The sequence below is a fragment of the Paraburkholderia sp. BR14320 genome (assembly GCF_040948665.1).
GTDB lineage: Bacteria > Pseudomonadota > Gammaproteobacteria > Burkholderiales > Burkholderiaceae > Paraburkholderia > Paraburkholderia youngii.
Map to the genome: position 1 here is coordinate 77899 of NZ_JBFPKG010000001.1, position 13627 is coordinate 91525.

General features: G+C 62.8%; 11 protein-coding genes. 4 read left to right on the forward strand and 7 right to left on the reverse strand.

Features of this window, described 5'->3' with window-relative positions:
• Nucleotides 1-101: 101 nt before the first annotated feature.
• From AB3X89_RS00415 to AB3X89_RS00430, 4 genes are all read right to left on the reverse strand, one after another.
• Entirely contained in the window at nucleotides 102-953 is an 852-nt protein-coding gene (locus AB3X89_RS00415; protein ID WP_368581673.1) for a carbohydrate ABC transporter permease, read from the reverse strand.
• Nucleotides 953-1822 carry a carbohydrate ABC transporter permease gene (locus AB3X89_RS00420; RefSeq protein WP_368581287.1) on the reverse strand — a complete coding sequence of 290 codons (870 nt, stop codon included), beginning with the start codon at nucleotides 1820-1822 and terminating at the stop codon, nucleotides 953-955. The genes AB3X89_RS00415 and AB3X89_RS00420 overlap by 1 nt, the downstream gene beginning before the upstream one ends.
• A 40-nt stretch (nucleotides 1823-1862) precedes the next feature.
• Nucleotides 1863-3119 carry an ABC transporter substrate-binding protein gene (locus tag AB3X89_RS00425; protein ID WP_368581288.1) on the reverse strand — a complete coding sequence of 419 codons (1257 nt, stop codon included), beginning with the start codon at nucleotides 3117-3119 and terminating at the stop codon, nucleotides 1863-1865.
• Between the two features lie 277 nt (nucleotides 3120-3396).
• On the reverse strand, nucleotides 3397-3885 hold the full coding sequence (locus AB3X89_RS00430; RefSeq protein ID WP_368581289.1) for a hypothetical protein: 489 nt from the start codon (nucleotides 3883-3885) through the stop codon (nucleotides 3397-3399).
• A gap of 675 nt (nucleotides 3886-4560) precedes the next feature.
• Here AB3X89_RS00430 and AB3X89_RS00435 point away from each other — a divergent pair.
• From AB3X89_RS00435 to AB3X89_RS00450, 4 genes are all read left to right on the forward strand, one after another.
• A complete protein-coding gene (locus tag AB3X89_RS00435; protein ID WP_368581290.1) occupies nucleotides 4561-5826 on the forward strand; it encodes an ABC transporter substrate-binding protein in 1266 nt (421 codons plus the stop codon).
• Between the two features lie 91 nt (nucleotides 5827-5917).
• On the forward strand, nucleotides 5918-6793 hold the full coding sequence (locus tag AB3X89_RS00440) for a branched-chain amino acid ABC transporter permease (RefSeq protein WP_368581291.1): 876 nt from the start codon (nucleotides 5918-5920) through the stop codon (nucleotides 6791-6793).
• A gap of 23 nt (nucleotides 6794-6816) precedes the next feature.
• On the forward strand, nucleotides 6817-7743 hold the full coding sequence (locus tag AB3X89_RS00445; protein ID WP_368581292.1) for a branched-chain amino acid ABC transporter permease: 927 nt from the start codon (nucleotides 6817-6819) through the stop codon (nucleotides 7741-7743).
• Entirely contained in the window at nucleotides 7740-9263 is a 1524-nt protein-coding gene (locus AB3X89_RS00450) for an ATP-binding cassette domain-containing protein (protein ID WP_368581293.1), read from the forward strand. Before AB3X89_RS00445 ends, AB3X89_RS00450 begins: the two co-directional genes overlap by 4 nt.
• Before the next feature lie 34 nt (nucleotides 9264-9297).
• Here AB3X89_RS00450 and AB3X89_RS00455 read toward each other — a convergent pair whose 3' ends face one another.
• The 3 genes from AB3X89_RS00455 to AB3X89_RS00465 all read right to left on the reverse strand — a co-directional run bounded on the left by AB3X89_RS00455 (nucleotide 9298) and on the right by AB3X89_RS00465 (nucleotide 13590).
• Nucleotides 9298-10845, reverse strand: a complete 1548-nt coding sequence (locus AB3X89_RS00455) for a methyl-accepting chemotaxis protein (protein ID WP_368581294.1) — start codon at nucleotides 10843-10845, stop codon at nucleotides 9298-9300.
• A 61-nt stretch (nucleotides 10846-10906) separates the two neighbouring features.
• Nucleotides 10907-12277: a C4-dicarboxylate transporter DctA gene (gene dctA / locus AB3X89_RS00460; protein ID WP_368581295.1), complete on the reverse strand. Its 1371-nt coding sequence runs from the start codon at nucleotides 12275-12277 to the stop codon at nucleotides 10907-10909.
• A gap of 146 nt (nucleotides 12278-12423) precedes the next feature.
• Nucleotides 12424-13590: a mandelate racemase/muconate lactonizing enzyme family protein gene (locus AB3X89_RS00465; RefSeq protein WP_176378267.1), complete on the reverse strand. Its 1167-nt coding sequence runs from the start codon at nucleotides 13588-13590 to the stop codon at nucleotides 12424-12426.
• Nucleotides 13591-13627 lie beyond the last annotated feature (37 nt).

The following is a 13627-nucleotide window of genomic DNA, read 5'->3' on the forward strand; positions in this document are numbered from 1 at the left end:
CAGTCAGCGGGCGAAACGGACGGACAGGTCACGGCAGGGCGCAAGAAAACCTCTGGATAAGCAAAGCGTCGGCTGCAACGTCGACGCGAAGTTGCAGCCCGTTATTTCAAGCCGCCCGAAAAGCCCTGCAGCAGATAGCGCTGCACGTAGCCCGCGAGCAGAAGCGTCGGCACCGACGAAATCAGCCCCGCGCTCATCAGTTCGCCCCAGTCGATGCCGTTCTCGGTCACATAACCCGCCATGGTGAGCGGCAGTGTGAAGTGACTCGGCGACGAGACGAACAACAGCGCCAGCAGAAACTCGTTCCACGCGATGATGAACACGAAGATCGCGGTGGCAACGAGACCCGGCGCGCACAGCGGCACGACGATGAAGACGATGCGCTGCGCGAGGTTCGCGCCATCGAGCGCCGCGGCCTCCTCGAATTCGATCGGCACGTCGCGCACGAACGGCAGCAACATCCAGATCGCGATCGGCAACGCGTACAGCTGATAGGCGAGTACCAGCCCAAACAGCGAATCGAGCAGATGGAGCCACTTGGCCAGCGAAAACAGCGGTACGGCCACGGTGATCGGCGGCATCAGCTTCAGTGCCAGCACGAGCATCAGGAACAGCAGATCAAGTCGCACCGGAAACGCCAGTCGCGCGAGCGCATAGGCGGCCGGAAAAGCCAGCGCGAGTGCGAGCAACGTGGCGCCCACCGCGACCCACACGGAGTTCAGCACCGACTGGGCCATGCCGCTTTCCCACACCGCCGCGAAATGCTCGAGCGTGGGCGCCGAAGGCCACAGCGCGAGCGGATGGGCGAGGCGTTCCAGCGTGGGCGTGAAGGCCGCGCCAGCCATCCATATGCACGGCAGCAGCAACACCGCCAGCGCAACGAGCCGCAATAGTCCTCGCACCGCGGCACCGGACGAGCGTCGCGCGAAACCCTGCAAGCGGGCGAGCGGCATCAACGCTCGCGCTTGACTGCCGATTTCCATATGTATCCCGAGACCAGCACCGCGCACGTGAGCAGCATCAATACCGAAGCCGCGCTGGCGGGTCCAACGTTGAAGAAGCGGAAACCCGTGTCGTAGATGTACGTTGACAGCGTCTGCGTGACATTGCCCGGGCCGCCGCCCGTCAACGCGTAGACCTTGTCGAACAGCTTGAAGGTATCGATCGAGCGCAGCAGCATCGCCAGCGCGACGTGCGGTGCAACGAGCGGCAGCGTGATATAGCGCAGGCACTGCCATTCGTTCGCGCCGTCGGTGCGTGCCGCCTCGGCGATTTCAGGCGGAATCGACTGTAGCCCCGCGAGAATGATCAGGAATGCCATCGGCGTCCATTGCCAGACATCGACCAGCATTAGCGACCACAGCGCGAGGTGCGGATCGGATAGCCAGGGCACCGCCGGCAGATCTATCGCCTTGAGCAGCGCATTCAGAAAGCCTCGGTAGTTGAGCCAGTTGCGCCAGATCGCGGAGCACACGAGCGTCGAGAGCATCATCGGCAGCACGGCGAGCGGCAACGCGATGCGCCGGCCCGCAAACGCGCGGACGAACAGCAGCGCGAGCGCAAGTCCGAACAGCACTTCAGCGAGCGAGGCCACGATCATGAACTGGATCGTATTGACGAAGCTCGTGCCGAACTCACCGTCGGCAATGACCGATCGATAGTTGACGAGCCCGATGAACGAGCGACGCCCCGACGCGTAATCCACCGAGAAAAACGAATCGATCAGCACGCGCGCGACCGGGTAGAGCGCCAGCGCGCCGAGCACGACCGCGGCCGGGCTCATCAGGACGAGCAGCGGCAGATAAGGTCGCAAGCGGCTCATCGATCGGTTTCCACGCTTGCCTGCGCTGTCACTGCCGCTATCACTGCACTGCGGCGTTGGCCTGGCCGATCTTCTGTGCAGCCTGATGCAACGCTGCGTCGGGCGTGGCCTGCCCCGTCAGCGCAAGTTGCAACGCGTCGCCGAGAATCGCCTCGATCTGCTGCCAATCTTTCACGCGAGGCCGCGCACGGCCCGCTTCGAGCGCCTTCAGTTGGTCCGGATACCAGCGATATTGCTTGACGAGTGTCGGATTGACGAAGACGCTCTTGCGCGTCGGCGGAATGCCGAGTACAGCCAGTTGTGTTTGCGTCGCCGACGAAGTCAGGTAGGCGAGAAAATCCGCCGCCACCTTCGCATGCGCGGCGTCTTTGGCAATGCCCATTTGCCAGATGCCTAGCATCGGCGCCGGTCCCTTGACCTGGCCGGGCGGCGGTTGCAGCGCGACCTGGCCGACGACGCGCGACTTCGCCGGATCGTCGAGCGCTGGCAGCCAGGCGGGCCACACTTCGATCGCTTGCGCGGCCGTGCCGCCCTGCAATGCGTCGCGCACTTCACCGGCGCCATACACGTCGACATCTTTCGGGGCCCACTTCTTCAGCGCGAGCAGCATCTTCAGCGCGGCCAGCGCTTCGGGTGAATCGATCGTGACCTTGCCGTTCGTGTCGACGACTTCTCCGCCATAGGCCCAAAGGATCGGCAGGAAACCGGTGACGACGGGGTTGCCCTTCACGCCACGAAACACGACAGCCGAAACGTCCTTGTCGGCGGTCCCGATGGTCTGTGCGATCTTCAGCACGTCGTCCCAGCTGCGCGGCGGCTGCAGGCCGCGACTCGCGAGCAGATCCTTGCGATAGGCGAACATCTCGACATTGCCGACGATCGGCATCGCATACAAGGTTCCGGTCGACGCGCGTCCGAGGGAGATCGTCGAGGTCACCATGTCGGCATCCGCGAGCGTGGCGGGCAGCGGCTGAAGCCATCCGTTGGCGATGAATTCGGGGGACCAGGTGTCGTCCATCATCACCAGGTCATAAGCGCGCGTGTTTTCGCGTAACGACAGCTTCAGTTTCTGATACAGGTCGTTATTCGGCAGCTTCAGCAACTCGATATCGACGCCCGGGTGCTGCTTCTTGTAGCCGTCCACCGCCTGCGCGAGTCCGCGGCCGTAGATGTCGTCCCGTCCTGCGATCACGAGATCGGCGGCGTGCGCGCCAAGTGCGGCGATCGACAGGGAAGCCGCGACAGAAGCCGCGCGAAGACAGGCGAACAGGGTCGTTCGCTGGATCATTGAAGCCATGGCTCTTGAATTCCTCTCGGGGAAAGGCGTATGCGTACGATGAGTCCAGATCAACCCATCCCGCTTTTTTTATCGCGCGCGTAGCGTTGCGAAAAGAGATGCCAGATGCGGCAGCGGGAATTGCAGCAACCTATCATGACGTACATATGTCAGCAAGCAGGGTTGCCGCGTAATGTTCGGACCCGCACGGAGGTACGCTTGCAGAGTGTTCCGGTCCCGCGCCGCGACCGCGCCCTCCAACCGACCATGGCGCGGGTTGATGCGCTGCGTCATGCAGCTACTTGAGCTTCCAGCTCACCTTGTGATCGATCTCGACCGCAAACGTGCCGGGTGCGGGCGGGCGCAGCGGACTGGCAGAAAACGTCGCACTACCGGTGATGCCCTGGTACTTTCCGGTGCCCCCGATCAACGTGTGGGCGCCCGCCACGAACGTGGTGAACACCTTGTCGCCGTCGGCATCCATCTCGGTGCAGGCGCCTTGTGCTGTCTCCTTGCCGCCACGTACCCCGTAGTAGAAGACGCAGTGCACCGACATGCCGTCGAAGGTTTTCTGCCCGCTCGTGTTACGCGTGATACCAAAGCCCTCGATCACCGAATCGGAGCCCTCATCGCCCATGTCGATGTTCGCCAATAGATGGTTAAGGTAGTAGGTTACATACGTCGTATTGCCCTGATGAGGAGGGGTCTCGACCTTTTGCGCCAACGTTGCGTCGGCACAGATCGAAAACGAAGCTCCCACAATCACCGCTTTGAAGATTGAGTTCATATTCAATACTCCGTTTCGTTATTCCATACGGACGGATCTCACTTGCATGGATTCGGTTTATCGCTGTCGCCATAAGAGTCCTCCTTGAAAGCAGGGAAGCCAGGTCGCGTGATCGGGACGAATCTGGGCCGGACGAAAAGTCGCCGTAAAACTGTGGGAGTGGGGCGCTGACGCAATTGCTTCGGCGGAGTTGGTGCGGGGTCAGTCAGATGCGCCCAGTTCGGTGTGGCCGGGGCGGGAAGCGAGAGAGATGTGACTCGCGGACCGTTGCTGCGATCAAATATAGGTCAGATGTTGGCAAATCGGCTGTCCTTCTAAGGCGCTTTAAGCCGGGTACGTTCGAGAGCGTTGCGAGGCGACGGCACGTTGGTCATTGAAGCGCACGAACCCGCCAAAACGAGGCGAAACACAATGCTTCGGATGACGAATGAGGGAGAAAGAAGACCGCGAATCTTGCAGCCCATAGCCATCGATCCCACTAAGAAAAAACGGCATCCGGCGGTGCGAGCGGCAAGATTTTTCCGCTCTGCACCATGAAGTCCGTAGGGACCCGGTCATCGTTTGTACCGATTGAGCGCGGCAAAACGGGTGAATATTGTTGTGTGCGCATTCTTAAGTTGCTGCAATGTGGCGGGCAATTGTTGCTCAACGATCCATTCGAATCGGAGATGCATGATGTCCAGTAACAATGTGTGGCGAAACCTTCATTGCGTCGTCGCGACGGGGATGGTAGCGGCGGGGCTAGGTCTGGCGGCAGGCGCTCATGCGGCGGCCGAGCCGATCAAGATCGGCGTGATCAGCGAAGAATCCTCGGTGGCGGGCGCTTCGATCAGCAAGGCGGCGCAGCTCGCCGCGGACCAGATCAACGCGAGCGGCGGCGTCGATGGCCGGCCCATCCAGATCGTCGCATACGACGACCATTCATCGGCCTCCGACGGCGTGCGCGCCTTCCAGCGCGCGGCGACCCAGGATAAGGTGGTCGCCGTGATCGGCAGCTACATCAGCGAAGTGGCGCTCGCGATGGAACCGTGGTCGGGGCGCCTGAAGGTGCCCTTCATCACTCCCGGCGCGGCTAGCAACGACATCTCGAAGCACGTTCACGACGACTACGACCACTACAAGTACACGTTCCACGGCTGGATGACGTCCGCATTCATCGCGCAGTCTATCTGCGACTTCTCGCACGACGTTCTGGTCGGCCAGTTCAAGATGAAAACGACCGTCGTCATGAGCGAAGATGCGGCGTGGACCAAGCCGCTCGACGAACGCTACCTCGAATGCCTGCCCAAAGCGGGACTTCAGGTGCTCGATCACATCCGCTTCAATCCTGATACCTCCGACTTCACGCCGATCTTCAATCAGATCGAGGCGAAGCACCCCGATACGATCACCACCGGCATCAGCCACGTGGGCGTGCAGCCGACCGTGCAATGGCACGACCAGCAAGTGCCGATCCCGATGTCGGGGCAAAGCTCGCAGGCCACGACCACGAGCTTCTGGAAGGACACGAACGGCGCGACTGAAGGCGTGATCACGGCCTCGGCCGCCGCGCCGGGCGTGGCGATCACGCCGAAAACGGTGCCCTTCACGGATGAGTACCAGAAGAAGTTCGGCGTTTCTCCGGCGTATTGCGGCTTCACGAGCTACGACCTCGTCTACATCATCGCGGACGCGATCAAGCGCAACAAGGGCTCGACCGATCCGGACCAGATGGTCGACGCGCTCGAAAAAACCGACTACGTGGGCACGATCGGTCGCTGGCAGTTCTATGGCAAGAGCGATCAGTTCACGCACGCGCTGAAGTACGGGCCCGGCTATATCACGGGCATCAACCTGCAATGGCAGAACGGCAAGCAGGTCGCGATCTGGCCCAAGTCGATCGCCAACGGCGCGGTGAAATTCCCGACCTTCATCAAGGTGCAGCAGGCAAGCGCGAACTAGCCGCGCGATGATCGCGACTGTCCGGACCTGCGCATAGCGAAGGCCCGGACAGCGCACGAATCGACACCCTAACCAACATGAAAGGCCGGGCATGTTGCTACTGCAGATTCTCGTCGACGGCTTTGCAATCAGCTCCCTCTATGCGCTGGGCGCGATCGGTTTCACGTTGATCTTCGGCGTCTCCGGCATCCTGAATCTCGCGCACGGCGGCGTGATGCTGGTCGCGGCGCTGATGGGCTGGATGCTCGCGGGCGAGGCGGGGCTTGGCACCTATCTCGGCACGCTGCTCGGCGTGATCGCGGGTCTCGTGACGGCCTTCGTCACCTACCTGATGGTGGTGCGGCCCATTCAACGTTCGGCTGCGATTCCCGGCGAAGAGAAGGAAATCTTCGTGCTCACCGGCACGTTGCTGTGGGGCATCATGATCCAGCAGGGCATGGCGTGGCTCTTCACCGACAACCCGGTGACGATGCGCCCGCTGATCAGCGGCGTGGCGATGGTGGGCCGCGTGCGCGTGCCGTACAACGAAATCATGATCGCGGTGGTCTGCTGGGCCGTGATCGGCATGCTGTGGCTGTTCGTGAACCGCACGCGTGCAGGCAAGGCGCTGCTCGCGGCTTCGATGAATCCGCGCGGTCTCACGCTGCTCGGTTTCGAACTCTCCCGGATCTATCTTCTCGCGTGGAGCATCTACGGCGTGCTGGCCGGCATAGCGGGCGTGCTGCTCGCTTCGTTCCTTGGCCTGAGCACGAACAATGCGGGGCAGCTGACGGCCAGCGCGTTCTCGATCGTCGTGCTGGGCGGGCTCGGCAGTGTATCGGGCTCGTTGATGGCCGCTTACGTGGTGGGTTATCTGGAGACCGTCACGGCCTATCTGATCGCGCCGACGCTCCGCCCGCTGCCCGCGTTGCTGCTGCTGGTGCTGGTCGTGTACGTGCGGCCCCAGGGCTTCCTGGGACGCCGCTAACAGTGCGAATGGAGCGTACCCCTATGTCCGTTCTTCTCCGTTCGCGTGGCGCATGGATCGCCGTTGCGCTCGTCGTGATCGCCGCGACGTTGCCGTGGTGGCTTTCCGGCTACATCCTCGGCGTGCTCACGGTGGCGTTCTACTTCGGCGTGTTCGCGATGTCGTGGGACCTGTTGTTCGGCTTTGCCGGCGAGGTCAACTTCGGGCCGACGTTCCTGATCGGACTCGGCGCCTATTCAGCTGCGATCCTCAACGCCAGATGGGGCCTGCCCATACCCGTTTGCGTGCTCTCGGGCGGCGGCGTCGCGCTGGTGGGCGGCTTGCTGCTGGCGGTGCCCGCGCTGCGGCTGCGCGGTCCTTACTTCGGGCTGGTTACGCTCGTGGCCGTGCTGCTGCTGCAGAACGCCATCGTGATCTTCGCGGGCATAACGGGCGGCGAGATCGGCATGATGGTGCCGGACGTGATGTCGGTCGATGCGAACCATAACTACTGGATCGCGCTCGCGTTCCTGATCGTTTGCGCGATCCTGCTGTTCGGCCTGTCGCGTTCGGCAGTCGGTCTGATCCTGCAGGCCAGCGGTCAGGACGCAACCGGCGCGCAGGCGCTGGGTTTCAATGTCACGCGGCACAAGCTCGTCGCCTTCTGCATCAGCGCCGTTTTCTCGGGCGTGGCAGGCGCGATGCTGGTGTTCTACCAGGGCACGGCTTCCGTGAGCACGGTGGTGGATCTCAGCGTGGGCGTGCAGATCATCATCGCGGCCGTGCTCGGCGGACGCCGCACGATACTCGGCGCGGTGCTCGGCTCGATCTTCCTGATCGTCGCCGGCGAGTTCCTGCGACCGCTCGGCCAGCTCAACACGTTCGTCGTCGCGGCGGTCGCGCTCGCTGCGCTGCTGTTCTTTCCAGACGGTCTGCTCGGCAATCTGCTACGCGCGAGGGAGCGCCAATGAACGACACGCCGCTGCTCTCCGTACGCGGGCTGACCAAGCGCTTCGGCGGTCTCGTCGCCGTCAAGGATATCGGGTTCGACATCCGGCCCGGCGAGATCCTCGGTCTGATTGGACCGAACGGCTCGGGCAAGTCCACGGTCATGAAGCTGATCATGGGCATCGAGCGGCCCAATGCGGGGTCGGTCAAAGTGAACGGCGTGGAGATGGCCGGCTGGGCGCCGCACCGGATCGCGCGCGCGGGCGTGGGCATCGTGTTTCAGCATTCGCGGCCGCTGCATCGGCAAACGGTGCTGGAACATATCAAGCTCGCGCTGCTGCCTGATTCGCTCGTCAAACTCGCTGCCGAACCCCACGTGCACCAGCGCGCGCAGGAAATCGCCGAGCGGGTGGGCCTTGCCGGCGTCATGCATCGGCATCCCGCGACGCTGCCGTTTGCGGATCTGCGCCGCATGGAGATGGCCAAGGCGATTGCGCGCGACCCGCAGGTCGTGCTGGTGGACGAGCCGTTCGCGGGACTGACGGTGGCGGAATCGCACGCGTTTTCCGAGCTGATTCGCGGCTTTCGCGCCGAAGGGCGCGCGGTGCTGCTGGTCGATCACAACGTCAAGAGTTTGTCCGCGCTCGCCGACCGCGTGCTCGCGATGTACCTCGGCGAGCGTGTCGCCGAAGGCACCGCCGAACAGGTGATGCAGAACGAGACGGTGCGCCGCGTCTATCTGGGCAGCAAGCTGGAGTTGCGCCAGCGCACCGGCGCCGCGGGCAATGCGAAGCCCACGATCCTCGAGGTGAGCGGTGTGCGCGTGCTCTACGACAAGGCTTGCGCACTCGACGACGTCAGTCTGCAAGTGCGCGAGGGCGAGTTCGTCTCGGTCGTTGGGCTCAACGGCGCGGGCAAGACGACGTTGTTCAACGCGCTCTCCGGCCTCGTGCCGTACAAGGGGACGATTCGCTTCGACGGGCGCGATCTGCGCGGAATCAGCGGTGCGGCGATCTCGCGCGCCGGCCTCGTGCAATGCCCGGAAACGCGCGAGCTATTCGGCGACATGACGGTACGCGAGAATCTCGAACTCGGCGGATATCATCTCGCCGACACGGCGCGCGCGAAACAGCTGTCGTGGCTGTTCGATCTGTTTCCGATCCTGAAGTCGCGCCAGGGACAAACCGCGCGTACGCTGTCCGGCGGCGAGCAGCAAATGCTCGCGATCGCGCGCGCATTAATGACCCAGCCGAAGCTGCTGATTCTCGACGAGCCGACTCTCGGCCTCGCGCCCGTGATTCTCGAGCAATTGTCGAAAGCGCTGGATTCGCTGCAGAAATCCACGCCTATCACCGTGTTGCTGGGCGAGCAGAACGTCAGGTTTGCGCTGCCGCATGCCGATCGCGTCTACGTTCTCGAACATGCGCGCATCATCTGGGAGGGCAGCGCTGCGCGCTTCGAGGCGGAGATGGGGCGCGGCTTTCTCGAGGCGGTGCCTGCCAATGACTCCGACACCACGGCCTCCGGCGTCTCGCGGACCTGAAGCGCGGAGCGGCACGCGAGCCTATAGCGTGGCATCAGGCCATGGAGGCAAAGCGGAAGCGGCCAGCCGCCTGCGTCAACAGGCCAGTCTGCTCGGTTAGCGACGCGGCCGCGGCGGCTGCCTGCTCGACGAGCGCGGCATTTTGCTGCGACATCTGATCCATCTGCGTAATCGCGCGATTGACTTCCTCGATGCCATCGCTCTGTTCGGCCGAAGCCGTCGCGATGTCGCTCATGATCGACGTGACGCGACCGACGGCCGTCTGTACTTCGCCCATCGTCTCACCGGCCCGGCCGACGAGGCGCGAACCGTCGGCGACGCGCGCGGTCGACGCGTCGATCAGCTCCTTGATTTCCTTCGCCGCGGTCGCCGAACGCTGGGCAAGATTGCGCACCTCGCCCGCGACGACGGCAAAGCCGCGTCCTTCCTCTCCGGCGCGAGCGGCCTCGACAGCCGCATTCAACGCGAGGATGTTGGTCTGAAAGGCGATACCTTCGATCACGCCGATGATCTCGCCCATTCTCTTCGCGCCGTCGTGAATGTCGCTCATCGCGTCGATGACCTGACGCACCACGTCCGCGCCCGCACCGGCCGTCGCCTTCGTTGCGTCGGCCAACTCGCGCGCCTCACGCGCGTGCGCCGCGTTCTCCGTGACGGCATTGGTCAGTTGTTCCATGCTCGCCGCCGTTTCCTCGATGGACGCCGCCTGCGCCTCGGTGCGCGCCGACAGGTCCGCGTTGCCGGCCGAAATTTGCTGGGTCGCGGACGCGATCGACTCGCTGCCGCGCGCGATCTGTTCGATCATCGTGCCGATGTCCTTCTGCATCTGCCCAACGCTTCGGATGAGGCGACCCATTTCGTCATTACTGTCGAAGCGCAATTGCTGCGACATGTCACCCTGAGCGAGTCGCTCGACATGGCGCACCGTCATGTCGATCGGGCGCGCGATTGCGCGCAGCAGCGTGAAGCCGCAGGTGACACAGGTCAGAAGACCGACGGCGATCGCAATCGCGGTAATGGTCACGAGGGTGTCGTAGCGGTCCTGCGCTGTCATGTAGCGGTTATTGCCTTGCGCGTTGCGAAACTTGTCCAGCTCCGCGGATTTCTGCGTTAGAGCCGCCGCAAACGGCGGCATAACGACCATTGCGATATGGTCGGCATCATCGTGATCGCCGCGGCTCATTGCGTCGATCATCGGCTCGAGTGCGCCACGCAGCATCGCTTCGCGGGCGTCGGCGACGGCCTTCGACAAGGCCGCCTCCGCGTCGGAAACGGGCAGTGCGCGGTACTCTTTCCAGGCCTTGTCGGAGACCGCAAGGTAGTTGCGCGCCTTATCGATGAGAGCGGCTCGATCCGCCGCCTCCGGGTGCAGCAGCACGCGATCGAGCGTGGTGCGCACTACGGTCAGGTTCAGGTTGGACTTGCCGAGCGCGGTTGCGGCGGCCACGTCGTTGGTGTACGCCTGCGCAACGGCATGGTTCGAACCACGCATGCCGGCGATACCCAGTACGCCAGTCACCGTCAGCAGGAACCCGAGCAAGGTGAGGGTGGCGAGAAGACGGAACTTGATGGTCAGTTTCATGCTGAATTCGGAAGAGTGAGATACCGCTGGGTTAACGGCACCCATTCCGAAAAGTTCAGTTCTATTGATGGTTCGGTGAGCCATCGAGGAGCGCCTCCGCTTCGGTCGGCGATGCCGAACTGACCGCGGGTTGCGCGGCAGGACCCGATGTTTGGACGTGAGCCGTGTTGTCGCGATTCAGCACCGCGCGCGCCAGCTTCCAATCGAGTTGCCTTTCCCAACGAGCGACGACGACAGTGGCAACGCCATTGCCGATCAGGTTCGTGACCGCACGCGCCTCGTTCAGAAAGCGGTCCACGCCGAGCAGCAGCACGAGGCCTTCGACGGGAATCTTGTGCATCGAGGCCAGCGTCGCGGCCAGTGCGACGAATCCCGCCCCGGCCACGCCCGCTGAGCCTTTCGATGTGAGCAGCAGCACACCGAGCACGAGCAACTGGTCCCAGATACTGAGGTGGACGTTCATCGCCTGGGCGATGAACAGCGCCGCCATCGTCAGATAAATCGCCGTTCCGTCGGCATTGAACGTGTAGCCGGTGGGCAGGACCATGCCGACGACGGGGCGAGGGCAGCCCATCGCCTCCATCTTGATCAGCATCTGCGGCAACACCGCTTCTGTCGACGCCGTGCCGAGCGTAATCAGAATCTCGTCCCTGATGTAGCGGAGAAACTTCCATAGCGAAAGCCCGCACATCTTCATGACAAGGCCAAGTACGACGAACACGAAGAAGAACGAGGTCAGGTAGAGACAAAGCATCAGCTCGCCGAACGATGCCAACGTGCCGATGCCGTATTTGCCGATCGTGAAGGCCATGCCGCCGAATGCGCCGATCGGAGCCACGTACATGACGATCCGCACCACGCCGAACATGCCTTGAAGGAACATGTCGAGCATGTCGACGAATGGCGCGGTACGGACTCCCAGCTTCGCCAGCGAGATAGCGAGCAGAACTGAAAAGAAAATGACCGGAAGCATCTCGCCCTTGGCGAATGCCCCGACGATGCTATTCGGAACGATGCTCATGAAGAAGTCGAGCATGCCGTGTTGCTGCGCCGCGTGCGTATAGGTCGAAATCGCGGCGGCATCGATTTGCGACGGATCGATGTTCATGCCGCTGCCGGGCTTGACGACATTGACGACCACCATCCCCGCAATCAGCGCGACCGTCGATGCCAGTTCGAAATAGAGAAGGGCTTTCACGCCTACCCGGCCCGCCTGATGGAGGTCGTTCATGCGCGCGATCCCGACCACGACCGACGCGAAGATGATCGGCGCAAGCAGCATCCGGATCAGCTTGATGAACAGGTCGCCCAGCGGCTTCATCTGCGACGCGAGATCGGGGTAGAAGTGACCCAGCAGGACACCGGCCACAATCCCGATGACGACCTGAACGTACAGCTTGGAAAGTGCTCTTCTTACTTTCGATACTGGCATTTCTGTCTCCTGTGCGTGGCGTCTTCAAAGGGAAAATGCGGCCCTGCCACGCGAAAAGCGTGGGAGGGCCGCATTGAGCCGGCTTCGTTCCGTCTTTTATGAACCATGCGAGCGGGAATGTTGGTCGATGCCGTTGCGAGCGCGCGCTATTCAGCCAGCTTGCGCATCTCGGCGATCAGGTCGGATTTGCCTTCGAAGCCAATGCCGGGCAGCTCCGGCATCGTGATATATCCGTTCTCGACGCGAACGCCGTCCGGGAAACCGCCGTATGGCTGAAACAGGTCCGGGTACGATTCGTTGCCGCCAAGTCCGAGGCCCGCCGCGATGTTCAGCGACATCTGGTGCCCGCCGTGCGGAATGCAACGGCTTCTCGACCAGCCATGCTGATGCAGCATGTCGAGCGTTCGCAGATATTCGACGAGGCCGTAGCTCAGCGCGCAATCGAATTGCAGCCAGTCGCGATCGGGGCGCATCCCGCCGTAGCGGATCAGGTTGCGCGCATCCTGCATCGAGAACAGGTTTTCGCCGGTCGCCATCGGCTTGTCATAGTAGTTGCGCAGCGTGGCCTGCAACTCGAAGTCGAGCGGGTCGCCCGCCTCTTCGTACCAGAACAGGTCGTACTGGGACAGCGCCTTCGCATAGCTGATCGCGGTATCGAGATCGAAGCGGCCGTTGGCATCGACCGCGAGCTTCTGTCCGTCCTGCAGCACGCTGAGGATCGAGTCGATGCGTCGCAGGTCTTCGTCGAGCGACGCGCCGCCGATTTTCTTCTTCACGACCGTGTAGCCGCGGTCGATGTAGCTGCGCATCTCATCCTTGAGCTTTTCGTGGTCCTGGCCCGGATAGTAGTAGCCGCCCGCCGCATAGACGAAGATCTTGCGGTTGGCCTCGCCGTTGCCGTACCGCTCGGCGAGCAACTGGAACAGCGGTTTGCCGGCGATTTTCGCCACCGCGTCCCAGACCGCCATATCGATCGTGCCGATCGCGACGGAGCGCTCACCGTGGCCACCGGGCTTCTCGTTGATGAACATCGTCGCCCAGATCTTGTGGGGATCGAGGTTGTCGCCGGAGTCGTCGACGAGCGAGGCCGGGTCGGCCTCGAGCAGGCGCGGGATGAAGCGCTCGCGCATCAGCTTGCCCTGGCCATAGCGGCCGTTCGAGTTGAAGCCGTAGCCGATCACCGGCTTGCCGTCGCGGATCACGTCGGTGACGACCGCGACGAGACTCAAGGTCATTTTGCTGAAGTCGATGTAGGCGTTCCGGATCGGGGAACTGATCGGAACGGTCTTTTCGCGGATTTCAACGATTCTCACGCCACTGTCTCCAGAGATTTGAACAGTTATTGAGCCA